Source organism: Asanoa hainanensis, from assembly GCF_900188485.1.
GTDB lineage: Bacteria > Actinomycetota > Actinomycetes > Mycobacteriales > Micromonosporaceae > Asanoa > Asanoa hainanensis.
The window spans coordinates 96,273-120,877 of record NZ_FZPH01000015.1 but is presented as its reverse complement, the minus strand read 5'-3'; the positions used below and the strand labels follow the sequence as shown (position 1 = coordinate 120,877).

The window sequence follows — 24,605 nt, the reverse complement described above, 5'->3', positions numbered from 1 at the left end:
AGAGAGGCCGAGAACACGATGACGGTCACGCAACCGCAGCGCGCCACGGGGTCAGGCACCGAGTCCCTGGTGGACATGGCGTGGGACCCGATCACCCGCATCGTCGGGAGCCTGGGGATCTACACGAAGATCGACTTCAACCAGCGGGTCGTCGCCGAGTGCCACAGCACCAGCTCGATCTTCCGCGGGTACTCGATCTTCATGAAGGGCAAGGACCCGCGCGACGCGCACTTCATCACCAGCCGGATCTGCGGGATCTGCGGCGACAACCACGCGACCTGCTCCTGCTACGCGCAGAACATGGCGTACGGGGTGAAGCCGCCCGCGATCGGCGAGTGGATCGTCAACCTCGGCGAGGCCGCCGAGTACATGTTCGACCACAACATCTTCCAGGAGAACCTGGTCGGGGTCGACTACTGCGAGAAGATGGTCGCCGAGACCAACCCCGGCGTGCTGGAGATGGCCAACCGCACCGAGGCACCCAATGCCGGCGCGCACGGCTACCGCACGATCGGCGACATCATGCGGGCGCTCAACCCCTTCACGGGCGACCACTATCGCGAGGCGCTCCAGGTCAGCCGGATGACCCGCGAGATGTTCTGCCTGATGGAGGGGCGCCACGTGCACCCCTCGACGCTCTACCCGGGCGGCGTCGGCACGGTCGCGACCATCCAGCTGATGACCGACTATATGTCCCGGCTGATGCGCTACGTCGAGTTCATGAAGAAGGTCGTGCCGATGCACGACGACCTCTTCGACTTCTTCTACCAGGCGCTGCCCGGCTACGAGATGGTCGGCAACCGGCGGATCCTGCTCGGCTGCTGGGGCTCGTTCCAGGACCCCGAGCACTGCAACTTCGAGTACAAGGACATGACGGACTGGGGTCGCAAGATGTACGTGACCCCCGGTGTCGTCGTGGACGGCAAGCTGGTCACCACGGACCTGGTCCGGATCAACCTCGGCATCCGCATCCTGCTCGGCTCGTCCTACTACCAGGACTGGGAAGGCCAGGAGATGTTCGTGACCGAGGACCCCCTCGGCAACCCGGTCGACCGGCGGCATCCCTGGAACCAGCACACCAACCCGCAGCCCCAGAAGCGCGACCTGGACAACAACTACAGCTGGGTGATGTCGCCGCGCTGGTTCGACGGCAAGGACTACCTGGCCCTCGACACCGGCGGCGGGCCGCTCGCCCGGCTCTGGTCCACCGCGCTGGCCGGCCTCGTCGACATCGGGTACGTGCAGTCGACCGGCCGCAGCGTGAAGATCAACCTCCCGAAGACCGCGCTCAAGGGCCCGGTCGAGCTGGAGTGGCGCATTCCGCAGTGGAGCAACACCCTGGAGCGCAACCGCGCCAGGACCTACTTCCAGGCGTACGCGGCCGCCTGCGCGCTGCACTTCGCCGAGCAGGCGCTGGTCGAGATCCGCGCCGGGCGCACCAAGACCTGGGAGAAGTTCGAGGTGCCCAAGGACGGTGTCGGCGCCGGGTTCACCGAGGCGGTGCGCGGCGTGCTGTCGCACCACATGGTGATCCGGGACGGGAAGATCGCCAACTACCACCCGTACCCGCCGACCCCGTGGAACGCCAGCCCGCGCGACAGCTTCGGCACTCCGGGCCCGTACGAGGACGCGGTGCAGGGTCAGCCGATCTTCGAGGAGAACGACCGGGAGCACTTCAAGGGCATCGACATCATGCGTACGGTCCGCAGCTTCGACCCCTGCCTGCCCTGCGGCGTGCACATGTACCTGGGCAACGGGAAGAAGCTCGAGATGCTGCACTCGCCCACGCAGTCGGCGGGCGCCGAGTGACCACCGTGGAAGTCGAGGTTCCCACCGACTGGCGTGGGGCCGGGGATCGCATCGAGGCACTGATCACCGCGAGCGCGGCCGGCGGCGCGGTGGCCCGGCAGCGGGCCGAGGAACTGGTCCGGCTCGTCGTCGACCTGTACGGCGCCGGGCTGGAACGGCTCCTGGAACTGCTGCACGAGCGCGGCGCGCTGTCCGACGACGTGCTCGACGCGCTCGCCGCCGACGACCTCGTCGCCAGCCTGCTGCTCGTGCACGGACTGCATCCGGAGAGCGCGTCGACCCGGGTCGCCAAGGCCCTGGCGGCGGCCGCACCGGGTGGCGAGGCCGAGCTGATCGACATCACGCCCGACGGGATCGCCCGCGTCCGGCTGACCGCCAGCGGCTGCTCGTCCGCGCCGCTGAAGGCCGCGGTCGAGTCGGCCGTCGCCGACGCGGCACCCGAGGTGGTGACCATCGAGGTGGTCGAGCCGGACCGGTCCGCCGGCACGGTCATCCCGATCGGCTCGCTGTTCAGCCGGGTAGGGCCGGCGCCCGCGGAGGCGCCGTGAGCCCGGCGCTGGGCGCGCTGCGCCGGATCAGCCGGGACCGGCCGGCACCGCGGGTCCCGGGGGAGCACTGCGACCTGTGCGCCCAGCCCGTGCAGGAGGAGCACGGCCACGTCGTGCATCTCGAGGGGCGCGCGCTGATGTGCGCGTGCCGGCCCTGCTACCTGCTCTTCGCCAGTGACGCGGACCAGCGCTACCGCGCGGTGCCGGACCGCTACCTGCGCTTCCCGGACGTGTCGGCCGACGGCCCGGCGTTCGACGCGCTGGACATCCCGGTCGGGCTGGCGTTCCTGTTCCACAACTCGGTGCAGGAGCGCCTCGTCGCGTTCTACCCGAGCCCGGCCGGCGCCACCGAGTCGGAGCTTCCGCTCGAAGCCTGGAACGGCGTGCTCGCCGCCCACCCGTCGCTTGCGACGTTGCGCCCCGACGTCGAGGCGCTGCTGGTCCGCCGCGCCGCACCCGGTGCCGCGCACGAGGGCTCCTGCCATCTCGTGCCCATCGACGTCTGCTACGAGCTCGTCGGCACGCTCCGGCGGGGCTGGCGCGGCTTCGACGGCGGCTCCGAGGCCCGGGCCGCGATCGCCGAGTTCTTCGCCACGGTCGACCGGCGGAGCGTCGACGGATGAGCCTGACGTTCGCCGTGCGTGACATTGTCGCCGAACCGCACGCCGTGACACCGCAACTCACCGCGAAGCTGCGCGTCGACGACGACGCCGGCCGCCGGGTGCACGCGATGACGCTGCGCTGCCAGGTGCGGGTCGACCCCGCGCGGCGCGGCTACGACACGGAAGAGGGCGAGGCGCTGCGCGGGCTGTTCGGCGGCCGGGAACGCTGGGCCGACACCGTGCGCTCGTTCCCGTGGCTGCGCTGCGACACCACCGTGCCCGGCTTCGCCGGCGGCACCGAGGTCGACCTGGCGCTGCCGTGCACGTACGACCTCGATGTGGTCGGCACCAGCTACCTCCACGCCCTCCACGCCGGCACGGTTCCGCTGACCTTCCTGTTCTCCGGCACCGTCTTCGTGCCTGGCGCCACCGGCTTCTCGGTCGAACCCGTGCCCTGGGACCGCTCCGCGGCGTACGACCTGCCGGTCACGGTCTGGCGTTCGCTCATCGAGCAGTATTTCCCGGGCACCGGCTGGATCCGGCTCGACCGCGAGGTGCTGGACGCCCTGGCGGCCGTGCGCGCCCAGCGCGGGCACATCAGCTGGGAAGAGACGATCCGGTCGCTGTTGCCCGCCGAGGTGCTGACATGACTGTGGAAAGCGTCCGCGCGATCGCCGACGCGGTGCTCTACGAGGGCTACCTGCTCTACCCGTACCGGGCCAGCGCGCAGAAGAACCGCACCCGGTGGCAGTTCGGCGTGCTCGGCCCGCCCGGCGCCGCCGAACGTGGGCTGGGCGAGGAGTCCGGCATGGCCGTGCAGTGCCTGCTCTCCGGTGTCGGGTCCACCGTGGACGTGCATCTGCGGTTCCTGCAGCTCCAGGTGCGGCAGGTGCGGCGGTTGGACGGCGACGGTGGTTTTACGGACGTCGAGGCGCTCGACGTCGGCGGGCGGACCGTGCTCAGCTGGGACGAGGCGGTCGAGCGCGAGGCGGTGTTCACCGGGCAGCCGGTCGGGCCCGACGGCGAGCTGCGCGTCGAGATATCCGGCGGCGAGGACGTCGAGGCGGTGTGCGACGGGTCCGGCGTCGAGCTCGGGCAGGTCGTGCGCCGGCGCTGGCCGCTGCGCGCCCACCTGCGGCTCGCGACGGAACCCGACGGCGCGTACACCCGGCTGACCGTGGCGGTCGAGAACGCGTACGACGGAGCGCTGTCCACGAAGGACGATGCGACGCGCGGCTCGCTGCTCGGCGCGCACCTCGTGCTGCGGGCGGCGGCTGGGGCCGGGTTCGTCTCGGTGATCGACCCGCCCGACGCCGCCGCTGCCGCCGCCGCGCGCTGCGTGCAGCACCGCTGCTGGCCCGTGCTGGCCGGCCCGCCCGGCGCGACCGACCTCGTGCTCGGCTCGCCGATCATCCTGTACGACCACCCGGAGGTGGCCGAGCAAAGCCCGGGCGCGCTGTTCGACGCGACCGAGATCGACGAGATCCTGGTGCTGCGCATCATGACGATGACCGAGGCGGAGAAGGCCGAGGCGCGAGCCACCGACCCGCAGGTCGCTGCCATCATCGACCGTTGCGACGGGCTGACCCCGGAGCAGCTCCAGGGGCTGCACGGGATTCTCCGCGACCCGCTGGCGGACATGCGCAACGTCGAGCCGCCGTCGTTCGACACCGCCGGGGCGCCGTGGTGGGACCCGGCCGCCGACGCCGCCGTCTCGCCCGACACCGACGTCGTCGTCATCAACGGCGTGCCGGTGGGCAAGGGCAGCCTGGTCCGGGTGCACCCGAGCCGCCGCGCCGACGCCCAGGACCTGTTCTTCGCCGACCAGGTCGCCCGCGTCACCGCCGTGCTGTCCGATGTGGATGGCGCGGTGCACGTCGCGCTGGTCCTCGTCGACGACCCCGCGGCGGACCTGCACGACTGGTACGGGCGCTACTTCTACTTCGCGCCGGACGAGCTCGAACCGCTCGCCGGCGACGCGAAACCGATCGAGAGAGAGGAGAGCCGGTCATGAGAAGACTCGGCATGATGACCGCGGGAGTCGGTGCCGGCCTGGCCCTGGTGGCGCTGGTGATGACGGTCCGGTCGATCCCGGACATCCGCCGCTACCTGAAGATCCGCTCGATGTGAGACGGGTCCTGGTAGCCGGCATCGGCAACGTATTCCTCGGCGACGACGGCTTCGGCCCGGCGGTCGCCCAGCACCTGGTCGAGCGGGGAGACCTGCCCGACCAGGTGCGCGTCGTCGACTACGGCATCCGGGGCCTGCACCTGGCCTACGACCTGCTCCACGGCGTCGCGGCCCTGGTGCTGGTCGACGCGCTGCCCGGCGACGACGCGCCTGGGACGGTGACGGTGCTGGAGGTCGACGACGTTCCGGCCGGTGTGGGCCTCGACGCCCACGCGATGGACCCCGCCACGGTGCTCGCCACCCTGCACCGCCTCGGCGGCACCTTGCCGCCCACCTACGTGGTCGGCTGCCGGCCCGCCAACCTCGACGAGGGCCTCGGCCTCAGCCCCGCCGTCGCCGCCGCGATCCCGGAAGCGGTCGCCGCGGTCGACGTCCTGCTCGGCAAGCTCACCACCGAAGGGACCTGACACATGTGCCTGGGCATCCCGGGACAGGTCGTCGAAATCGTTCCCGGGTACGAGGGCCAGCTCGCCCTCGTCGACGTCGAAGGCGCCGCCCGCCGGGTCAACGTCGGCATGCTCGACGAGCCACCGGAACCCGGCGCCTGGGTGCTCATCCACATGGGGTTCGCGGTCGAGCTCATCGACCGGGAGCGCGCCCGGAAAGCCCTCGACGGGTTGGAGCTGATCGGTCGGGGGCGCGCCGCCGACCGGCGAGAGCGCCGCCGTTACGAGGTGACCGGCGTCGTGCAGGGCGTCGGCTTCCGCCCGTTCGTCTACGCCACCGCGACGGCCCTGGCGCTCAGCGGCCGCGTCTCCAACACCGCGACCGGGGTCACCGTCGAGGTCGAGGGGCTGCCGGACGCCCTCGACACGTTCGGCCGCCTTCTGCGCACCGAGCCGCCGCCGCTGGCCGTGGTGGAGGCCGTCAACGAGTCCATCATGGACGCGACCGGCGGCACGGGCTTCACCATCGTGGACTCCGGGCCGACCGGCCGGTCCCGCACCCTGGCGTCGCCCGACGTCGCCACGTGCGACGACTGCCGCGCCGAGCTGCGCGACCCGGGCGACCGCCGCTACCGGCACCCGTTCATCACCTGCGTCAACTGCGGACCGCGGCTGACCATCATCACCGCGCTGCCGTACGACCGGGACACCACCACGATGGCCCGCTTCCAGATGTGTGACGCCTGCCGCCGCGAGTACGAGGACCCGGCCGACCGCCGCTTCCACGCCCAGCCGATCGCCTGCCCCGACTGCGGCCCGCGCCTGGAGCTCGTCACCGGCGGCCCCGGGCGGCACAGCTGGCCGCCGGTGCACGGCGAGACCGCGCTGCGCACCGCCCGGGAGCTGCTGGCCCAGGGCGGGATCGTCGCGGTCAAGGGACTCGGCGGCTACCACCTGGCCTGCGACGCCCGCGACGAGCGCGCCGTCGCGGAGTTGCGGCGCCGCAAGCGCCGGGGCGGCAAGCCGTTCGCGGTGATGGTCGCCGACCTGGCGGTGGCCCGGCGGATCGCGGTGCTGACCGACGACGAGGAGCGGCTGCTCGCCGGGCCGCAGCGGCCGATCGTGCTGGTGCCCAAGCGCGAGCCGCTCGCCGACGGGGTCGCGCCCGGCAACCCGGACCTCGGCGTCCTGCTGCCGTACACGCCGCTGCACGAGCTGCTGTTCGGCCTCGACGGCGATCCGCCGATCACGGATGCGCTGGTGCTCACCTCCGGCAACGTGGCCGGCGAGCCGATCGCCACGGACGACGCGGACGCGCTGGAGCGCCTCGCCGGCATCGCCGACGCCTGGCTGCGCCACGACCGGCCGATCCACGTGCCGTGCGACGACTCGGTCACCCGCACCGTCGGCGGGACACCGCTGCCCGTGCGGCGCTCGCGGGGTTATGCGCCGCTGCCGGTCGCGCTGCCCGTCGAGGTGCCGCCGACGCTGGCCGCCGGCGGCGATCTGAAGAACACCTGCGCGGTGGCCGAGGGCCGCTACGCCTGGCTCAGCCCGCACGTCGGCGACATGGACGACCTGCGCACCGTCGACGCCCTGACCGCCGTCGCGGGCCAGCTGGAGGACCTGACCGGCGTGCGGCCGGAGCGGCTCGTGGTCGATGCCCACCCCGGCTACCGCAGCACCCGGTGGGCGCTCGACCACGCCGACGGGCGGCCCGTGCACCGGGCGCAGCACCACCACGCGCACATCGCCTCGGTGATGGGCGAGCACGGGGTCGGCGCGGGGGAGCAGGTCATCGGGGTCGCGTTCGACGGCACCGGCTACGGCACCGACGGCGCGGTCTGGGGCGGCGAGGTGCTCGTCTGCGACTACAAGTCCGCCGAGCGGTTCGCGCACCTCGGGTACGTGCCGCTGGCAGGCGGCGACGCCAGCGTGCTGCGGCCCTACCGGATGGCCCTCGCGCACCTGCGCAACGCGGGCATCGAGTGGACCGACGACATCCCGGCCGTGGCGGCGTGCCCGCAGGCCGAGCGGGACGTGCTCGCACACCAGCTCGACACCGCGTTCGGCAGCGTGCCGACGTCCAGCATGGGGCGACTGTTCGACGCCGTGGCCTCCCTCGTCGGCGTGAAGCATGTCGTCGACTTCGAGGCCGAGGCCGCCATCGTGCTGGAGGGCCTTGCCCGCGACCGCTCGCCCCGTCGTGCGTATCCGATGGATCTGAAAGAAGGCGGACCGCTGGTGGCCGATCCGGCCGAGTTGGTCCGGGCCGTCGTCGCCGATCTGCGTGCCGGCGTGCCGGCGGCGGAGATCGCGGCGGTCTTCCACAGCACGGTCGCCGCGCTCATCGCCGACCTCGCCGACCGGGCCCGCGACCGCACTGGCCTGAACACCGTTGCGCTAGGTGGCGGGGTCTTCCAAAACTCGCTCCTGCTCGATGCGGGCGAACGGCAGCTCGCCGAACGGGGCTTCACCGTGCTGCGCCCGCGCCTGCTGCCGCCCAACGACGGCGGCATCGCGCTCGGACAGTTGTTGATCTCCGCAGCTTCGTAGAGGGGAACCGTCACCGTGTGCCTGGCAGTACCCGGACAGGTCATGAGCATCGCCGAACGCGACGGGACGTTGATGGCCGACGTCGACTTCGGCGGTGTCCGCAAGGACGTCTGTCTCCAGTACGTCCCTGACGCGACCGTCGGCGAGTACGTCGTCGTGCACGTCGGGTTCGCGATCCAGCGGCTCGACGAGCAATCCGCTTTGCAAACGCTTGCAAACTTCGAACAACTGGGCATTCTCGAGGAGGAGTTCGGGGCCAAATGAAGTATCTCGACGAGTTCAGCGACCCGGTGCTCGCGCGCCGGCTGCTCGACCAGATCCACGCCGTCACCACGCGGCCCTGGGCGATGATGGAGGTCTGCGGCGGGCAGACCCACTCGATCATCCGCCACGGCATCGACCAGCTCCTGCCCGAGGGCATCGAGCTCATCCACGGGCCCGGCTGCCCGGTCTGCGTCACGCCGCTGGAGATGATCGACCGGGCGCTGGCCATCGCCTCGCGCCCGGGCGTCATCTTCTGCTCGTTCGGCGACATGCTGCGGGTGCCCGGCAGCGGGCGGGACCTGTTCACGGTCAAGAGCCAGGGCGCGGACGTACGGGTGGTCTACTCGCCGCTGGACGCGCTGGAGATCGCCAAGGCGCACCCGGACCGCGAGGTCGTGTTCTTCGGGATCGGCTTCGAGACCACGGCGCCGGCCAACGCGATGACCGTGCACCAGGCGCGGCGGCTCGGCGTCCGCAACTTCTCGCTGCTGGTCTCGCACGTGCTGGTGCCGCCGGCGATCGCGGCCATCATGGAGTCGCCGTCGTGCCGGGTGCAGGCGTTCCTGGCCGCCGGGCACGTGTGCAGCGTGATGGGCACCGACCAGTACCCGGCCCTCGCCGAGAAATACCAGGTGCCGATCGTCGTCACCGGGTTCGAGCCGCTGGACATCCTGGAGGGCATCCGGCAGACCGTCGTGCTGCTGGAGGCGGGGCGGGCCGAGGTGGGCAACGCCTACCCGCGGGCGGTCCCTGACTCCGGAAACCTGCCGGCGCGGGCGATGCTGGAGGACGTCTTCGAGGTCGCCGACCGCACGTGGCGCGGGATCGGGACGATCCCGGCCAGCGGATGGCGGCTGTCGTCGCGTTACCGGGAGTTCGACGCCGAGGAGCGGTTCGCCGTCGGTGATCTCCGCACCGACGAGTCGCCGCTGTGTCGGGCCGGTGAGGTGCTGCAGGGGCACATCAAGCCGCACGAGTGCGCGGCGTTCGGCAAGGAGTGCACGCCGCGCAACCCGCTCGGCGCGACGATGGTCTCGTCCGAGGGCGCGTGTGCCGCCTACTACGCGTACCGGCGGCTGGAGCTGGTGTCCCTATGACCACTGTGGACTTCGCGGCGTGGTCGTGCCCGGTGCCGCTGCGGGACACGCCGGCCGTGGTGATGGGGCACGGCGGCGGCGGTGCCATGTCGGCCGAGCTCGTCGAGCAGCTGTTCCTGCCGGCCTTCGGCGCCTCGCCCGACGACCTGGGCGACTCCGCCGTGGTCACCGCGGGCGGTGCGCGGCTGGCGTTCTCGACCGACTCGTACGTAGTCAAGCCGATGTTCTTCCCCGGTGGCTCGATCGGTGACCTGGCGGTCAACGGCACCGTCAACGACCTGGCCATGTCGGGCGCGACGCCGCTGTTCCTGTCGACGGCGTTCATCCTCCAGGAGGGCACCGACCTCGCGGTGGTGGGCCGGATCGCGCAGGCGATGGGCCTGGCCGCCGCGGCCGCCGGGGTGCGGCTCGTCACCGGTGACACGAAGGTGGTCGACAGCGCGAGCGGCGACGGGGTGTTCGTCACCACGGCGGGCATCGGGCTCGTGGGGCCGGGCGTCGAGATCGGCCCCCGCCGCGCCCGCCCGGGCGACGTCGTGCTCGTCAGCGGCGACATCGGGGTGCACGGCGTCGCGGTGCTGAGCTGCCGGGAGGGCCTGTCGTTCGGCACCTCGGTGCTCAGCGACACCGCGCCGCTCGCCGGGCTGGTCGCGGCGATGCTGGGCAGCGGCGGTGACGTGCGGGTGCTGCGGGATCCGACCCGGGGCGGGGTGGCCGCGTCGCTCAACGAGATCGCGCGGGCATCCGGGGTCGGTGTCTCGCTGTCGGAGCGGGACCTGCCGGTGCCGGCCGCGGTGCGGGACGCGTGCAGCCTGCTCGGGCTCGACCCGCTGCAGGTGGCCAACGAGGGCAAGCTGGTGGCGATCGTGGCACCGGGCGCGGCCGAGCAGGTGCTGGCCGCGATGCGGGCACATCCGCTGGGCGCCGGTGCGCGGGCGATCGGGACGTGCGTGGCCGAGCACCCCGGGATGGTGGTCGCCCGCACCGCGCTCGGCGGCACGCGGGTGATCAGCCTGCCGATCGGCGAGCAGCTACCACGGATCTGCTGAGGTGTCGGCCGAGGGCGCGCTGATGTTCGCGCGGTACGCGTACCCGCCGAACGCCCTGGGCTACTGCGGCCCGGCGGGCGCGGAGGCGATGCTGCGCGGCGACGCCACGGCGGACATCGCGCGGCGGGCCCGCCGGTTCGAGGGCGCGTGGTCCTATCTGGAGTTCCTCGCGTCCTCGGCCGGGATCGCCGACCCCCTCGACGAACGGGTGGTGGAGGCCTACTGGGTCGGCGGCGACCTGCTGGCCGGCGTGTCGTCCGCGGCGCTGGTGTCGTTCCTGACGACGCGCTTCGTCGGCCAGTCCGGGGGAAGCTGGCGGACCGCGGCCGACCGGGCGCTGCCGCACCACACGTTCCAGGTGTTCGAGGTCTACCCGTGGGCGGAGCTGTTGGCCCGCACCGGCCACCCACAGGCGCTCTCGGTGCTCGACCAGTGCCGCATCCGCACGGGCGTGGTGACCGCGGTGTCGGGGGAGACCGCGACCGTGGAGTCCCGGCCGCTGACGATGGGACCGGACGGCGGCCTGGTGCCGGGCGAGACCAGGCGGGAGTCGGTGCGGTGGTCGGTGGAGGGCTGGTCACTGCTGCCGGGGCTGGCGGCCGGCGACCGGGTGGCGCTGCACTGGAACTGGGTCTGCGACACGCTCACCACCGACCAGGCCGCGCGGATCGAGGTCATGGAGGCCCGCTACAGGACCTAAGGTGATCCTTATGGACCCGGAGGTGTACGCGCGCGAGCTGGCCAGCAGGTCCATTGCCGAGGGCGACCCGACGGGCTGGTTCGAGCGGCTCTACGCGGCGGCCGCGAACGGTGCGGCTGCCGTGCCATGGGATCGCGGCGCTCCGCACAGCCTGCTCGCCGAGTGGGCCGCCCGGTCCGGGGTGACCGGCGGTGGTCGGCGGGCCCTGGTGGTCGGGGCCGGGCTCGGCCGCGACGCCGAGTTCCTGGCCTCCTTGGGCTTCGACGTGGTCGCGTTCGACATCTCGGCCACGGCGATCGCCTCCGCCAAGGAGCGGCACCCGGACTCGCCCGTGCACTACGTCGTGGCCGACCTGTTCGACCCGCCGGGGGAGTGGCGCGGGGCGTTCGACCTGGTCGTGGAAAGCATGACCGTGCAGTCGCTGCCCGAGCCGCCCCGGCGTGCGGCGATCGGGCAGGTCGGTCCGCTCGTGGCGCCCGGCGGATTGCTGCTGGTGATCGCGGCCGGCCGCGACCCGGAGACGGACTTCGCCGGGCCGCCGTGGCCGCTGACCCGCGACGAGATCGACGCGTTCGCGGTCGACGGGCTGAGGGTCGACCGGGTGGACGAGCTCCGCGAGCCCGACGACCCCATCTTCCGGTGGCGGGTCGAGCTGCACCGCTGAGGACCCGGACACTCGGACACGAACCTCCGCGCGGCGTGCGGGAACCTGCCACCATTTGTGGTGTGGGGGTCATGGACAGGTGGCGCGGCTGGTTCCACCGGCACAGCACCCGGTTCTACGGGCCGAGCAAGCGCAACTCCTGGCTGAGCTGGATCGGCGACGAGCGCATCGCGGTCGGCAGCGTGCCCACCGGCAAGACGCTGCCGCTGCTGCGCGAAGAGGGCATCACCCACGTGATCAACTGCCGGTCGACCACGCAGACCTGGCTCTCGCAGGACCTGGCCGCCGAGCGCGCGCTGTTCGGGCCGACCCGCGTGGTGCACGCGCCGATGTGGGACTTCGGGCAGCCGCAGCATCCGCGGCTGTGGTCGGCGGCGGCGCAGTACGTGTCGCTGGTGCTCGCCGACGAGCCCGACGCCCGCGTGCTCATCCACTGCCAGCAGGGGCGCCGGCGCTCGATCCTGCTGACGTACGCGGTGCTGCGGCTGCGGGGGCACGACGCGGACGAGGCGGCGGAGCTGATCGCCACCCACCGCACGGAAGCGGTGCTGGTGAAGGCCTACGCCCACAGCGTCGAACGCTGGCTCGCCGCCGGCGCGGTCCCGATCGGGCGGCTGCGGGTGCACTGACACGGCAGGGGCCGGGGTGCGACCCCGGCCCCGTGCTGCCGTGCCGAATCAGCGGGTTGCCAGGCGGCCTCCGCCGCGGCTCATGCCGCCGCGGTTCATCATGGTCATCCTGGAACCGCCCCTGCTGGGCCGGCGCACCATCTGGGCGGCCGCGCCGAGCAGGCCGAAGGCGATGATGAAGCCTCCGACGATGATGTCGCTCCAGCCGGGCCGGCCGAAGGTGCCGAAGTGCGGGTAACCGAACGCCCACGGCGACGCCATCATCCAGCCGCCGGCGACCACCGTGACCGCGTTGATCATCGGGTTCGAGCGGTACGCGGACATCCGCACCAGCGCCAGGATCGCCACCGCGATGCCGATGACGACGCCGTTGAGCACGCCGCCGGCGGTCGCGCCGGCCAGCGGGTAGTCGAACACGAAGCGCGAAATGATCAGCCAGACGCCGGCGATCAGGAGCAGCGCGTTCGGCAGGGAGATCGCGGTCTGCTGGACGCGGTCCGCCATCGCCATCGCCTCGGGTGGTGCGGCCGCGTAGCCGCCGTCGGCCATGCGCGGGCTCGACCCACCGTCGTCGTAGGCCCCGCCGCGGGACTCCATCCGGGTCTGGCCGCCCTGGGTCGCCATCGGCTCCGCGGTATGCCGGCCGGTCATCCCGTTGCCGCCGGACATGCTGTTGCCGGACATCCCGTTACCGGACATGCCGTTGCCGGAGGTGCCGTTGCGGTCCGTGACCCCGTCACGGACCGGGTCGTCCGGCCGTGCTCTGCGTGGGTAGGACATTGTTCCTCCAGGTGCGCGTAGTTACTTCTCGCAACTGGCTGGCTACCCCTAGCAACTGCCCGCAAACCCCGTAAGCCAGGCAGAAAACGGACTAAGTGCGGTATATCACTGTGAGGGCTGGTCGGCCCACCGCATGACCGCCCCGATGCCGTGCTCCAGGGGCACCTCGTCAGGCCCCACCAGCACCAATGCGGCGTCCGTGCCCGTGATCGCCCGCAGCAGCGCCTGGTCCGCGCGTACCCGCAGCGGGTCCTCGACCCCCACGGCCCGCAGCGTGTCCGCGTCGACGGCGACCAGCGACGGGTCGTCCAGCCCGATGAACAGCGTGTCGGTCGAGGACATGTCATTGACCAGCAGCACGGTCTCGACCTGGCGGCGCTGCAGCGCGGACACCACGTCGGGCAGCCCGCTCGCGGCCACGTGCTCGCCGTTCTGAGTGCCGAAGCGGTCGATCGCGCCCTGGGTGTGCCGGTCGGCCACGTCGGCGATCGCCTGGATGGTCACGTCGTCCAGGGCTTCCTCGTCAGCGCCCTTCGCCCGCGATCCGGCGTCGGTGCGCACGACCCGTTCCTGCCAGCGCTTGGGCAGCTTGTTGACGAACATCGGCACGGTACGCACGTCGCCGCCGACCACCACGACCTCGGCACCGACGGCCTCGGCGAGCTCGGCCGTCGCCGCGGCGACGTCACCGGCGTTGCGCTTCCAGATCTCGTCGACGGTGAACCGGTCGCCTTCCCGGGACTCGCCGCCGGAGTGCGCCTTGTGCAGCGGGTACTGCTCGCGGCCCCGCACCTCGCGGTCCACCTCGCGCAGGCGCGGCGTGGTCGCCACCGCCATGCCCTCCAGGTCCGCGCCCGCCCGGTCGGCGACGACCCGGACATACGGGATGTCCTCCCCACGGTAGGCGACGAGGGGCATCGCGTGCGGAAGCTCCGTGTACGTGGCCTCCTCGACCGGCGGCGGGGCGTTCATCGGCTCGACCAGCGCGACCCGGCCGGCCCGGGCGAACGCGGCCAGCCCGTACCGGCCCTGCTGGGTGGGGTAATTGGTCAGCGTGTCACCGATGACGTCGATCGTCGGCTGGTCGGCACCCTGGGCGGCCAACCGGTCCGCGAGCGCCTGCCAGCGCAGCGCCACCTCGTGCTCGGCGTTCTCGTCACTGCGCGAGGCATCGAGGTAGACCGACGCCCAGGGCCCGGGTTGCGCGTAGATCGGCCGCAGGTAGGAGAGATCCATGCTTCGCGTCTACCCGCGATGCTCGGATTCTCACTGCCCGAGAGCGTGTTGGGGACGATGGCTATATGTGGGCTTGGCGGTGCAGGCCGACCGCGCCGGCGGTGACGAGGGTGGCGGTTCCGATCAGCAGTGTCCAGAGCCAGGTGGGCTGGTCCAAGCCGTTGAGTGACAGTGCGAGCAGGATCAGCAGCGCCGCGAACGCCAGCAACCACGTCGCCGGCTCCTCGGCCGCCATGTCCCGGGTCAGCTCGAACGGCGGGAAGACCACGTCGTGGGTGGCGCTGTCGTAGCTGATGGCGAACCGCAGCACGGCCAGGGTGAAGGTGAGTGCGCCGAGGGCTGCCAGCAGACCCCACACATATCGTCCGGCGGCGACCGCGACCACAGCGCAGCCAACGATCACGGTAACCAGCGGCTGGACGAGCTCGTACGGGTAGCGCAGAGCTCCGTCGGCGATGATGCGAGGGATGATATGGCCGCTGTCGACCAGGGGGCCGGCCGTCGCGTAGGCCAGCATGAGGAGCGCCGCGAGTCGCAGCGCTCCGCGCAGGCCCCGGTCCGCTGCCGGTGCGTCGTGCGTCCCGGCGCGGGTCTGCAGTCCACGGACGGCGAGGGTTGCCGCCTCGCGCACCGTCGGCCGTCGCTGGTCGGTGTGGGCGGTGTCCAGCAACGTGCCGACGATCTCCGCGCGGCGGTCGCGCCGGTATTGCTTCGGATATGCCCACAGCAGCTGCCGATACCGCGCCTCGAGCGCCTTCTCGCGGTTCATGCCGGCTTCACCGCCCGCACCCGCGGGGCACGCCGCTCGGTCACCACGCGCGCCGCCTGGAGCATCTGATCGGCTTCCGCGCGCAGCGCCGCCACCCCCTCGTCGGTGAGGTCGTAGTAGCGCCGGGCCCGACCGTTGACCACCTTCCCTTCGACCCGGAGGAGCTGTTCGGCGTTCAGCCGATCGAGGGCCGCGTAGAGGGTGCCGGCGGCCATGCGCACCCGCCCGCCGGACAACTCCTCGGCCCGTTTGATGATGGCGTAGCCGTGGAGTGGCCGAGGGCGGGCCCTGGACAAGAGCCCGCCCTCGGGTCGGCGCGGTGGTCAGTCGTCCACAGTGGTCGGTTCCGGGACCGCGGGTGGCTTGGTGCCACCCGAGCCGATCGCGGCGTACACCTCGGGTTGGCTGGACTTCAGGCGCAGGCCGTAGGCGGCGCCGGCCAGGCCGATCACCACGAACGCCAGCGGGATCGCCCAGGCCAGGGCGCTGTCCGGGGCCACGCCGAGCAGTGCGTCGAAGTTGGCCACCGCGAGCACCACCACGACGGCCAGGGCCACCAGGGCGACGCCCGGCGCGATCAGGCGGGACCACGCCGACTCGCCGTGGGCGTCGCGGCGGAAGAACAGCAGCACCGCGAGCGCGGTCAGGGTGATCAGGAACAGCACGCCCAGGCCGCCGGACGTGCCGGCCCAGAAGAACAGGTGGACGGTCGGCTCCCAGCCGCCGATCGCGTACACGACGATGACGACCAGGCCGATCACCGACTGCACGATCGACGCGTTGCGCGGCGCCTGGGTGCTCGGGCTGGTGCGGCCGAGCGCGGCCGGCAGCACCCGCTCGCGGCCCAGGGCGAACATGTAGCGCGCGATGGTGTTGTGGAACGAGATCATCGCGGCGGCGACCGACGTGGCGAACAGCACCTCGCCGATGGTCACCCAGGCGTCGCCGAGGTTGGCGCCGGCCAGGCCGAAGATGAGGCCGACGCTCTCCTGCTGCGACCGCTCGACGATGGTGTCCGGCCCGGTCGCGACCGTCATCGCCCACGACGCGAACGTGTAGAGCACCGCGGTGGCGGCGACCGCGACGTACGTGGCCGTGCGTACCGTCCGCTTGGGGTCCTTGGCCTCCTCGGAGAACACCACCGAGGCCTCGAAGCCGACGAAGCCGAGCAGCGCCAGCACCAGGATCGCGCCGACCCCGTCGCCGAACAGGTTGCCCGGGTCGAGGGTGGCGGTGCTGATCGCGCCGCCGGCCGGGCTGCCCAGGTCCGCGAACGAGTAGACCAGGATGATCAGCACCTCGGCGCACAGCAGCACGGCGAGCACGATGCCGTTGACGTCGATGCGCAGCACGCCGAGCACGGCGACGAGCGCCCAGCAGACCAGCGCGATCACCCACCAGTCGGGGTTGACGCCGAACCACTCGTCGAGCAGCGGGCCCGCCGCCGATCCGATCGCGCCGTAGAGGCCGACCTGGAGCGCGTTGTAGGCGACCAGGGCGACCCACGAGGCACCGACGCCGGCCGGGCGGCCCACGCCGCGGGCCACGAAGGTGTAGAAGGCGCCGGCGTTGGCGATGTTCCGCGCCATCGCGACGTAGCCGACCGAGAACACCGCCAGCACGAGTCCGATGACCACGAACGCGACCGGGATGCCGGTCAGGCCGGTCGTGGCGAAGCCGGTGGTCACCACGCCGGCGACCACGGTCAGCGGGGTCGCCGCCGACATCACGAAGAAGAGCACCGCGGGTACGCCGAGCCGGCCGGAGGCCAGCGTTCCGGTCGATTGAGGGGGAGCGGACATGGCAACGGCCTTCCAGAGTGGACAGCGATCGAGTGGATATTGATCGCCTTCTCCGACGGCGTCAAGGACAATGATGGGCGTGCTGTCCACCGAGGTCACGGCCATGGTCACGGCCCGTTACGGCCTCGGCGAGGTGCTCGGGCCACCGGTGTACGCGGCGCGGGGCGAGCTGGGCCGGATCTGGCGGCTCGACACGACGCGTGGCGCCTGGGCGGTCAAGGAAGCGCTGGTCCCGGTGGCCGAGGCCGACGCGGCAGCCGACGTCGCCTTCCAGCTCGCCGCCGCCGCGGCCGGTGTGCCCCTCCCATCACCCGTGCACACCACCGACGGCCGCGTGACGGTGCGTGGTCCCGGCGCGGTGTTGCGGGTTTACGAATGGGTCGACCTCGAAGCCGGCGCGCCCACCGCACAGGAGCTCGGCGCGCTGCTGGCCCGCCTGCACCGGGTCGCACACCCGGCGCGCGGCCCGGTCGCGCCGTGGTTCGCCGACCCGCTGGGTGTGTCGGCCTGGCACGAGCTGGCCGCGTCCGCCGTCGGCGCGCCCTGGGGAGCCGCCCTGGCCACGCACCTCCCCGAGCTGATCACCCTCGACGCGCTGGTGCGCCCGCCCGACCCGGCCCGCGTGACCACCTGCCACCGCGACTTCCACGGCGAGAACGTGCGGCGCACCGCGAGCGGCCCGCTCGTCGTGCTCGACTGGGAGAACAGCGGCCCGGCCCAGCCCGAGCGGGAGCTGGCGGGGCTGCTCTGGGACCTGGGAGCGGGCGCGGCGGAGGCGGCAGCGGCCTATGGGGACATCACGCTGCGGCCCGAGGACTTCTCGATGGCGATCGTGGTGCAGGCGCACCTGCTCCAGTTCTACGGCCGGCGGGCGCTCGACGAAGCCGAGTCCGAAGAGAACCGGTCGCGTGCGGAGGCACGTCTGGCCACCATGCTCGCGCGGCCGTTGACCCCGGCCGCCGTGGACGCCCTCCTGGAATGAGCCGCGGCCGCCCGGGACCCCGATGTCCCGAGCGGCCGCGACTGGCTTTCCGGCGGATCAGCCGCCGATCGACAGCCGCAGGTCGACGTCCGCCCGGTCGACGAACGCCACCCGCTGCCCGAACTGGATCTCGACGTACGTCTTGTCGCCCTGGATCACCGTCCAGTCACCGGGTGAGGTGGCCGCGAACGTCGTCGCCCGGTAGTACTGGCCCGGCAGCACCGCTCCGACCGCATAGCGCTGCCCGGCCGAGAACGTGTACTGCAGCGGCGAGATCGCCTGCACCGGCACGCCGGCCGGGTACGCCTCCGGTTCCGGGTAGGCCCGCCCGTACACCGGGATCGTGGCCTTGCCCTTCTTCGGCACCGCGACCAGGCCGAGCTGCCAGTTGGCGGTCGGGGCCGAGCGCGGGTTCAGGAACCAGCCTTTCTGCCCGAGATACCAGACCGCCGTCCAGTCACCCTCCCGGCCGGCCAGCGCGAAGGTCTGGCCCGCCGAGGCCCGCGCACCGTGGTCGGAGATGTGCATCGTGGACGGTGACCCGTCCGGGTGCAGGCCGAGGTCGGTGAGCAGCGGGGCGTCGGCGCTCGGCGCGGTCCGCAGCACGACCGCGGACGAACCGTGCGGAGTGCACGGCACGCCGGCCGTGACGCAGCCGGTAAACGGCGGCTGGTTGCTGGCGTAGTCCGGGTCGATCTGGACGAGGCCGGTCAGCGACGTGCCGGTCGACCACAACGGCGCGCCGAGCAGGTCGAAGTAGTGCGACCAGTCCCAGTACGGGCCCGGGTCCCAGTGCATGCCGCGGACCGTGGCCGCCGTGGTGCCGGGCACCGTGTCGTGGCCGAGGATGTGCTGCCGGTTCAGCGGCACGTCGAAGCGCCTGGCCAGGTAGCGGACCAGCTTGGCGGAGGAGCGGTAGAGCGCCTCGGTGTACCAGCTTCCGTCGGCCGCGAAGCCCTCGTGCTCGAGGCCGACCGAGCGGGCGTTGACGTCCCAGTTGCCGGCGTGCCAGGCGACGTCCTTGGTCTTGACGTGCTGGGCGATCTGGCCGTCGACCGAGCGCAGCGTGTAGTGCCAGCTCACGTACGTCGGGTCCTGCACCAGGTTGAGCGTCGTCGCGTACGAGGCCTCGGTGTCGTGGATGACGATGTACTCGATCTTCTGCCGCGTCGGCCGCTCGGACAGGTCGTGGTTGCCGTAGGCGCCGGGTGTCGAGCCGTACTGCTCGTAGGGTGCCGGGATCCACTCGCAGGCCACGGTCACCGGACACTCCAGCCCGTCCGGCCGCGGCGTTCCGCGCAGGCCGAGCCGGTCGGCCTGGTCCCGCTGGGGCGCCACCGACCGCCCCGCGAGCTTCACCGCCTGGCCGTCGTCCGTGGTGCGCGCGGCACCGTCCCGGATGGTCGCGTAGACCTCGTCGGCGAACGCCGTCGCCGCCTCCGTCGTCTCGGCGCCCGAGTAGCGGGCCACGGCGCCGTACCAGGCGGCCGGGTCGCTGTCGGCACCGGCCGGCGCGCCGAGCGCCCGCTGGTAGTCGGCCAGCAGCGCGGCGCCGCCCCGGATGTTGGCCGCCGGGTCTGTCCGCAGGGTCTCCTTGTCGGCACCGGTCAGCGCGGCCGCCGCGTCGAGGGTCTGGAGCGCCGCGGCCGCCGGTGCCGGGTCGTCGTCCGTGGCGGTGGTCTCCGGCAGCGGCCGGCTGTCGTCGCCGCGCGGGTCACCGGAGGCACCCTCGTGCTCGTGGGGCAACGCCCTGACGGCGGCCGCGTCCGTGAGGTGCATCGGGCCGAAGCCGCCGCTGGTGCTGGGCCGCCCGGCGTTGTCGTTCCAGAGTGACTCCAGATAGGACACCCCGAGCACGACGCTCTCGGGTACGCCGAACTCGTCCGCCGCGGCGGCGTACACCTGCTGGCGGTCGGCCGGTGCGGCGCTGGCCGGCGCCGGACCGGTGAGGGTGAGTCCCGCGACCGTGAGGGTCGCCGCGGACAGATAACTGAGGGTTCGTCGCATCCTGCGCCTCCCGGGATTGCCTCGAGCCACCTTCCTCCATCGACGAAGACCACGTCAATAGCTGCCAGGCCGTACGCGCGTTTCGTAAGTAAGTTTCATCGGTAGGCTGCGTCGGTGCACCCATTGCCCCCGGAGCCCCTGGTCGTCGCCGCCGGCCAGGCCCCCTGCGTGTCCCTCGACGTAGCTGCCAACGTGGCTACGGCCGCCGCGCTCGTCCGGCAGGCCGCCGGCGCCGCGGTGCTGGTCCTCCCGGAGCTCTTCCTGACCGGGTACGAGCTGGCCGCGCTGCGCTCGCACGCGGTGGAGCCCGACGACGACCGCCTCTCACCACTGGCCAAAGCCTGTTCCGAGACCGGCACCGCGGTCGTGGTGGGTGCGCCGGTGGTGGCCGGCGGCCGCGCGTACATCTCGGGCCTGGTGTTCGACCGGTCGGGCAGTGTGGTGGGCCGCTACGACAAGCAGCGGCCGACCGCCACCGAGCGGGTCGCGGGCGCGACCGCCGGCGCGCACGGCTGCACCCTGGAGGTCGACGGCTGGCGCCTCGGCCTGGGCATCTGCGCCGACACGGGTTTCCCGGAGCACGCCCGGGCCGCCGCCCTCGACGGCTGCCACGCGTACCTGGTCGGCGCGATGTTCAGCCCGGGTCGCAGCGCGCACCGCCGCGCCACCCAGTTGCCGGCGCGGGCGCAGGACAACACGGTCTACACCGTGCTGGCCAACCACAGCGGCCGCAGCGGCCCGCTGGTCGGCTGCGGCGGCAGCGCGATCTGGAACCCCGACGGCACCCCGCTCACCGACGCGGGAGCGGCCGAGCCGGCGCTGGCGATCGGCCGCCTCGACCCGGAGGTGCTGGCCCTGGCCCGGGCGGACCATCCGGTGCTGACGGAGCACGGCATCGGGCTTCCGGAACGCGAACGGCGCACCCTGCTCGTCAGCTAGGGAGCCGGTTGACGAGCGTGAGCACCGCTTCGATGACGCGTTCGGGGTTGTAGCAGGTGCCGGCGTGGAGGGTGTCCCCGTCCCGGCGGGCGAAGGCCCCGCTGCCGTAGCGGCTGCCGACGAACAGGACGGTGCGCTCAGTCAGCAGGGGGTCGTCGTCGGTCAGGGCGATCCCGCGGATCCGGTTGCCGAGGTTCCGCGCCGTGCCCGTCCCGAGCACGAAGACGTCGATGCCCCGGCTGGTCAGGTACGTGTGCCGGATGCGGGACTCGTCGTCGTAGTCACCGTCGCCGACGTTGACCACGAGGATCGCCGGGCTCGTGGTCTGGGTGGCCTGGTTCTCGATGTGCCCGACCATCGACGCGAACATCTCCTCCGAGGTCGGGTAGATGTCGGCGGTCGGGGCGAGCAGGTCGAACGGGGTCTGGTGGGCGACGTTCCGCGACGTGACGCGCGCCAACTCCCGCTCCGAGCGCTGGACCTGGTCCGGCAGCGGCCCGGGGCGGCCGAACAGATACCCCTGGCCCAGCGTCGCCCCCATCGACCGCGCGACGGCCAGGTGCTCCGGGCGCTCGATCCCTTCGGCGAGGATCTGCGCGTCGCGGCGGTGCGCCTCGTCCAGGACCGCGTTGACGACCTGGGAGACGGCCCACGAGTTCGTCCGGGCCTGGATGATCGACCGGTCGAGCTTGATGATGTCCGGGTTGACCAACGGCATCGCGGCCAGGCTCCCGGGCTCGACGCCGATGTCGTCCAGCGCGATCCGGGCCTTGCGCCGCCGGGCGTCGAGGACGGCCTCCATCAACCGGGCCGGCTCACGCATCACCGACTGCTCGGTGATCTCGAGTACGACGTCCCGCTCCTGCGTGAGCTCGTCGTACGCCTCGACGAGCTCGGCCGGTGGGTCCGAGGCCAGGGTGTCCGGGTTGAGGTTCACGAACAACGCCATCTCCGGCAGGTCGGCCTCCCGGTACGCCTGGCCGGCCGCCGACGCGCACAACCAGTCCAGTTCGGCGGACAGGCCGGCCCGGGCGGCGGCCGCGAACAGCGCCGGTGCCTGGTGGAAGGGGCCCTCCGGACCCCGCGCGAGCGCCTCGAAGCCGACGGGCCGCTCGTCGGCCAGCGACACGACCGGCTGGAAGACCGGCTTGACCAGCCGGCGCGCGAGGATCCCCTCGATACCGACGTCAGCGGCAAACCGCAGGTCATCGCCCATGATCAGCCCGTATTTCCATTCCGCGCGCGTGCAAACCGCCTGGGGCGTTCGAGACGGCTGTGGCGTGAGCCGGGTTACAAACCAGCAAAAAACCGAACCTTCACGGCGCGCGCCGCATCCTGTGGTCATGATTGCTGACCAGACCCTGGACGCCGCCGCGAACGCCTTCCGCGCGGGCGCCGAGTTGATCGCCGACGCGGCGGCCCCGAACGGGCGTTTCGAGAGCGCACCGCACGGAACGGCCCTCCTGTTCACCGGCACACCGATCCCGCTGCTGAACGCCGTGCTCGGGCTGAGCCGTTCACCCGACGCGGGGGAGATAGCCGCCCTCGCGGAGCGGACCGCCGCGTACGCCGCCCAGCAGGTGCCCTGGACCATCCGGCTGCGAGGCTCGGCCGATTCCGAGGTCATCGCGGTCGCCGCCGGCCACGGCCTGACCGTGCGGACCGGGTCGGTGATGATGCTGCGGTCGCTGTCCGAGGACCCGGGGCCGGCGCCGGAGCGGGTGCGCAAGCTGCCCGGTGCGGAGTACGAGACCTTCGCCAACGTGCTCGGTGCCGCCTTCGGCGCCCCGCCGCAGATCATCTCGGGCCTCTACAACGCCGCGACGCTGGACCGGCCGGAGCTCGATGCGTACGTCCTGGAGGAGGGCGGCGCGCCCCGGACCGTCGGGTTGGCGGTGCGCACCGGCGACCACCTCTACCTGGCCAACATCGCGACCCACCCGGACCACCGACGGCGCGGCCACGCGCTGGCGCTGACCACCGCGATGCTCCGCGACGGTCAGGCGGCCGGCGCGCGCACGGCGTTCCTGCACTCCGCGAACGACACGGTGCCACTGTTCGAGCGCGCCGGCTTCGAGACGGGCGAAACCTGGACCACCTTCGCTGCGGGCTGACGGTCAGTCGTCGACGGTGTAAACGCCGTTGTCTTCGATGTTCACCACGTCCGGGTCGGCGCGCAGGGCGTACACCTGGGCGTCGGTCATCGCGGCACCGAAGGTGTTGATGAAGCCGAAGACGTGGCGGGGTGACACGCCGGCCCGGGTGGCAACGGTGAGTGGATCACCGCTTGGCCGAACGCCGACCAGGTACTCACCCTCGACCCGATGCTCCGGCGGCACCCGGAAATGCGGCGCGAGCCGGTCGTCGTCGCGCTCCACCGTCTCGACGTCGGGATCCTTGGGCAGTGGTCGCACCTGCTGCCCGGTCAACGTGGCCGCGAACCCCCAGGAGCCGATGCGGTAGACCTCGTCCGGGCCGATGCGTTGCCGGCTCAGGATCTGGTACGGATCCGCGCTTCCGGGCTTGCGGAACACGAGGTAGTCGTGGGAGGTGGCACGTTCGTCGAAACGGGCCGCCAACGAGCCCGGCTCGTCGTCCGCGGTGTTCGCCACGCCGGTGAGGTCGTAGCCGAACTCGGGCGCCTTGGCGACCAGGTGTGCCGGCGGGCGACCCAACTTCCGCACGATGGCGGCGAGCGACTGGCTCGAGTCGTGCACGTCGCGAAGATCGGTGACCAGGAACGGATGCCACGGCTCGTACGCGTGCGGATAGTCGGCGCGCAGCAGGTCGTAGTCGTGCGGCAGATCCCGCACCGTGATCCGGATCGAGCGCACCTCGCGGGTCGGATGGTGCTCGAACCGGCCGGCCGGATCACGGACGAAGACGAAATCAGGTGTCAACGTCACGAAGTGCGCGGGGTGCGTCCGCTCCTCGCCGTCGGCAAGCTCGATCACCGCCAGGTACGGCACGTACACGGTGGAATCCGACCAATCCATCGCCCATCGCCTCCCCGTGCGCCGACCCCGTGCCTCATCGTGACATCGCCTGGCCAGGCCCCTACAGTCTTGCCATGATCGATAGCCTGGGCTGGCTGCCGTACGTCGTCGTGGGCTTCGTCGTGGGTGTTCCCGGCCTGGCCGGTGCCGGGCTGATCGTCGCGGCCGCGTGGCGGTGGCTGAAACTGCGGTCACTCGGCGCTTCGGGCGAGCGGGCGACCGCGCAGGTCGTCGACAACCAGATGGAGTCGCGGTCGCGCGGCAGGATCACGTTCCGGCCGGTGGTGACGTTCCAGGCGGGCTCGGGTCCGGAGGTCACGGCCGTGCTCGCCGACCTGACCGGGTTCCGATCCCACGTGGCCGGCACCACGATCGACGTGCTGTACGACCCACGAAAGCCGACCGAAGCGAAGGCGGTGCGTGCCGGCGGCAAGCTACTGGCCATCCCGCTCGCCTTCGGCCTGCTCTTCCTGCTCTTCGCGTTCGGCGCGTACGAGATCGGCCAGCACGTCATCGCCGTCTTCAACGAGGTCGGCGCCGCCGAGCCCGGCGGTTTCCAGGACCCGGGCTTCGGTCAGGGCCCGCTGACCGGGCCCTGAC

At 72.2% G+C, this 24,605-nt stretch carries 26 protein-coding genes; 18 read left to right on the top strand and 8 right to left on the bottom strand.

What is annotated here, in order from left to right:
- Positions 1 to 18: 18 nt before the first annotated feature.
- The 14 genes from CHC05_RS30585 (at position 19) to CHC05_RS30525 (ending at position 12,494) form a co-directional block, all read left to right on the top strand.
- Positions 19 to 1,809, top strand: coding sequence for a nickel-dependent hydrogenase large subunit (locus CHC05_RS30585; RefSeq protein ID WP_089254083.1), 1,791 nt, complete (start codon positions 19 to 21; stop codon positions 1,807 to 1,809).
- The gene (locus tag CHC05_RS30580; protein WP_089254082.1) at positions 1,806 to 2,357 is read left to right on the top strand and encodes a NifU family protein; all 552 of its coding nucleotides are present in this window, start codon (positions 1,806 to 1,808) and stop codon (positions 2,355 to 2,357) included. Before CHC05_RS30585 ends, CHC05_RS30580 begins: the two co-directional genes overlap by 4 nt.
- Positions 2,354 to 2,980 carry a DUF5947 family protein gene (locus CHC05_RS30575; RefSeq protein ID WP_089254081.1) on the top strand — a complete coding sequence of 209 codons (627 nt, stop codon included), beginning with the start codon at positions 2,354 to 2,356 and terminating at the stop codon, positions 2,978 to 2,980. The genes CHC05_RS30580 and CHC05_RS30575 overlap by 4 nt, the downstream gene beginning before the upstream one ends.
- Positions 2,977 to 3,609 carry a DUF6084 family protein gene (locus CHC05_RS30570; RefSeq protein WP_089254080.1) on the top strand — a complete coding sequence of 211 codons (633 nt, stop codon included), beginning with the start codon at positions 2,977 to 2,979 and terminating at the stop codon, positions 3,607 to 3,609. The genes CHC05_RS30575 and CHC05_RS30570 overlap by 4 nt, the downstream gene beginning before the upstream one ends.
- Positions 3,606 to 4,973 carry a hypothetical protein gene (locus tag CHC05_RS42790; protein WP_089254079.1) on the top strand — a complete coding sequence of 456 codons (1,368 nt, stop codon included), beginning with the start codon at positions 3,606 to 3,608 and terminating at the stop codon, positions 4,971 to 4,973. The genes CHC05_RS30570 and CHC05_RS42790 overlap by 4 nt, the downstream gene beginning before the upstream one ends.
- Complete coding sequence (locus CHC05_RS43520; RefSeq protein WP_425426867.1) at positions 4,970 to 5,089, top strand: DUF6893 family small protein; 120 nt, start codon at positions 4,970 to 4,972, stop codon at positions 5,087 to 5,089. Before CHC05_RS42790 ends, CHC05_RS43520 begins: the two co-directional genes overlap by 4 nt.
- Positions 5,086 to 5,556, top strand: a complete 471-nt coding sequence (locus CHC05_RS42785; RefSeq protein WP_089254078.1) for a hydrogenase maturation protease — start codon at positions 5,086 to 5,088, stop codon at positions 5,554 to 5,556. Before CHC05_RS43520 ends, CHC05_RS42785 begins: the two co-directional genes overlap by 4 nt.
- A gap of 3 nt (positions 5,557 to 5,559) precedes the next feature.
- Positions 5,560 to 8,091 carry a carbamoyltransferase HypF gene (gene hypF, locus CHC05_RS30555; protein ID WP_089254077.1) on the top strand — a complete coding sequence of 844 codons (2,532 nt, stop codon included), beginning with the start codon at positions 5,560 to 5,562 and terminating at the stop codon, positions 8,089 to 8,091.
- A 15-nt stretch (positions 8,092 to 8,106) separates the two neighbouring features.
- Positions 8,107 to 8,355: a HypC/HybG/HupF family hydrogenase formation chaperone gene (locus CHC05_RS30550; RefSeq protein WP_089254076.1), complete on the top strand. Its 249-nt coding sequence runs from the start codon at positions 8,107 to 8,109 to the stop codon at positions 8,353 to 8,355.
- Complete coding sequence (hypD, locus tag CHC05_RS30545) at positions 8,352 to 9,452, top strand: hydrogenase formation protein HypD (protein WP_089254075.1); 1,101 nt, start codon at positions 8,352 to 8,354, stop codon at positions 9,450 to 9,452. The genes CHC05_RS30550 and hypD overlap by 4 nt, the downstream gene beginning before the upstream one ends.
- A complete protein-coding gene (gene hypE, locus CHC05_RS30540; protein WP_089254074.1) occupies positions 9,449 to 10,501 on the top strand; it encodes a hydrogenase expression/formation protein HypE in 1,053 nt (350 codons plus the stop codon). Before hypD ends, hypE begins: the two co-directional genes overlap by 4 nt.
- Position 10,502: 1 nt before the next feature.
- A complete protein-coding gene (locus tag CHC05_RS30535) occupies positions 10,503 to 11,201 on the top strand; it encodes a DUF6390 family protein (RefSeq protein ID WP_218824726.1) in 699 nt (232 codons plus the stop codon).
- Positions 11,202 to 11,211: 10 nt separating this feature from the next.
- A complete protein-coding gene (locus CHC05_RS30530) occupies positions 11,212 to 11,865 on the top strand; it encodes a class I SAM-dependent methyltransferase (RefSeq protein ID WP_089254073.1) in 654 nt (217 codons plus the stop codon).
- Between the two features lie 71 nt (positions 11,866 to 11,936).
- The gene (locus CHC05_RS30525; RefSeq protein ID WP_089254072.1) at positions 11,937 to 12,494 is read left to right on the top strand and encodes a protein-tyrosine phosphatase family protein; all 558 of its coding nucleotides are present in this window, start codon (positions 11,937 to 11,939) and stop codon (positions 12,492 to 12,494) included.
- Between the two features lie 48 nt (positions 12,495 to 12,542).
- On the opposite strand, the gene CHC05_RS30520 is transcribed toward CHC05_RS30525, so the two are convergent.
- From CHC05_RS30520 to CHC05_RS30500, 5 genes are all read right to left on the bottom strand, one after another.
- Entirely contained in the window at positions 12,543 to 13,274 is a 732-nt protein-coding gene (locus CHC05_RS30520; RefSeq protein WP_089254071.1) for an SPW repeat protein, read from the bottom strand.
- A 105-nt stretch (positions 13,275 to 13,379) separates the two neighbouring features.
- On the bottom strand, positions 13,380 to 14,510 hold the full coding sequence (locus CHC05_RS30515; protein ID WP_089254070.1) for a baeRF2 domain-containing protein: 1,131 nt from the start codon (positions 14,508 to 14,510) through the stop codon (positions 13,380 to 13,382).
- Positions 14,511 to 14,571: 61 nt separating this feature from the next.
- Positions 14,572 to 15,279: a hypothetical protein gene (locus CHC05_RS30510; RefSeq protein ID WP_089254069.1), complete on the bottom strand. Its 708-nt coding sequence runs from the start codon at positions 15,277 to 15,279 to the stop codon at positions 14,572 to 14,574.
- Entirely contained in the window at positions 15,276 to 15,575 is a 300-nt protein-coding gene (locus CHC05_RS30505) for a PadR family transcriptional regulator (protein ID WP_089254068.1), read from the bottom strand. The genes CHC05_RS30510 and CHC05_RS30505 overlap by 4 nt, the downstream gene beginning before the upstream one ends.
- 27 nt (positions 15,576 to 15,602) lie before the next feature.
- Positions 15,603 to 17,081, bottom strand: a complete 1,479-nt coding sequence (locus tag CHC05_RS30500; protein ID WP_089254067.1) for an APC family permease — start codon at positions 17,079 to 17,081, stop codon at positions 15,603 to 15,605.
- Between the two features lie 79 nt (positions 17,082 to 17,160).
- Here CHC05_RS30500 and CHC05_RS30495 point away from each other — a divergent pair, with 79 nt between their 5' ends.
- A complete protein-coding gene (locus tag CHC05_RS30495; protein WP_179266448.1) occupies positions 17,161 to 18,063 on the top strand; it encodes a phosphotransferase in 903 nt (300 codons plus the stop codon).
- 57 nt (positions 18,064 to 18,120) lie between these two features.
- On the opposite strand, the gene CHC05_RS30490 is transcribed toward CHC05_RS30495, so the two are convergent.
- Positions 18,121 to 20,070, bottom strand: coding sequence for an N-acetylmuramoyl-L-alanine amidase (locus CHC05_RS30490; RefSeq protein ID WP_089254065.1), 1,950 nt, complete (start codon positions 20,068 to 20,070; stop codon positions 18,121 to 18,123).
- A 114-nt stretch (positions 20,071 to 20,184) separates the two neighbouring features.
- On the opposite strand from CHC05_RS30490, the gene CHC05_RS30485 reads away from it, so the two are divergent.
- A complete protein-coding gene (locus tag CHC05_RS30485) occupies positions 20,185 to 21,009 on the top strand; it encodes a carbon-nitrogen hydrolase family protein (RefSeq protein WP_089254064.1) in 825 nt (274 codons plus the stop codon).
- On the opposite strand, the gene CHC05_RS30480 is transcribed toward CHC05_RS30485, so the two are convergent.
- Positions 21,002 to 22,225 carry an EAL domain-containing protein gene (locus CHC05_RS30480; RefSeq protein WP_179266447.1) on the bottom strand — a complete coding sequence of 408 codons (1,224 nt, stop codon included), beginning with the start codon at positions 22,223 to 22,225 and terminating at the stop codon, positions 21,002 to 21,004. The two genes, CHC05_RS30485 and CHC05_RS30480, sit on opposite strands and share 8 nt — an antisense overlap.
- A 127-nt stretch (positions 22,226 to 22,352) precedes the next feature.
- Here CHC05_RS30480 and CHC05_RS30475 point away from each other — a divergent pair, with 127 nt between their 5' ends.
- The gene (locus tag CHC05_RS30475) at positions 22,353 to 23,123 is read left to right on the top strand and encodes a GNAT family N-acetyltransferase (protein ID WP_179266446.1); all 771 of its coding nucleotides are present in this window, start codon (positions 22,353 to 22,355) and stop codon (positions 23,121 to 23,123) included.
- 3 nt (positions 23,124 to 23,126) lie between these two features.
- Here CHC05_RS30475 and CHC05_RS30470 read toward each other — a convergent pair whose 3' ends face one another.
- A complete protein-coding gene (locus CHC05_RS30470) occupies positions 23,127 to 24,005 on the bottom strand; it encodes a protease inhibitor I9 family protein (RefSeq protein WP_144022841.1) in 879 nt (292 codons plus the stop codon).
- A 74-nt stretch (positions 24,006 to 24,079) separates the two neighbouring features.
- On the opposite strand from CHC05_RS30470, the gene CHC05_RS30465 reads away from it, so the two are divergent.
- Complete coding sequence (locus CHC05_RS30465; RefSeq protein WP_089254060.1) at positions 24,080 to 24,604, top strand: DUF3592 domain-containing protein; 525 nt, start codon at positions 24,080 to 24,082, stop codon at positions 24,602 to 24,604.
- Position 24,605: the final 1 nt, after the last annotated feature.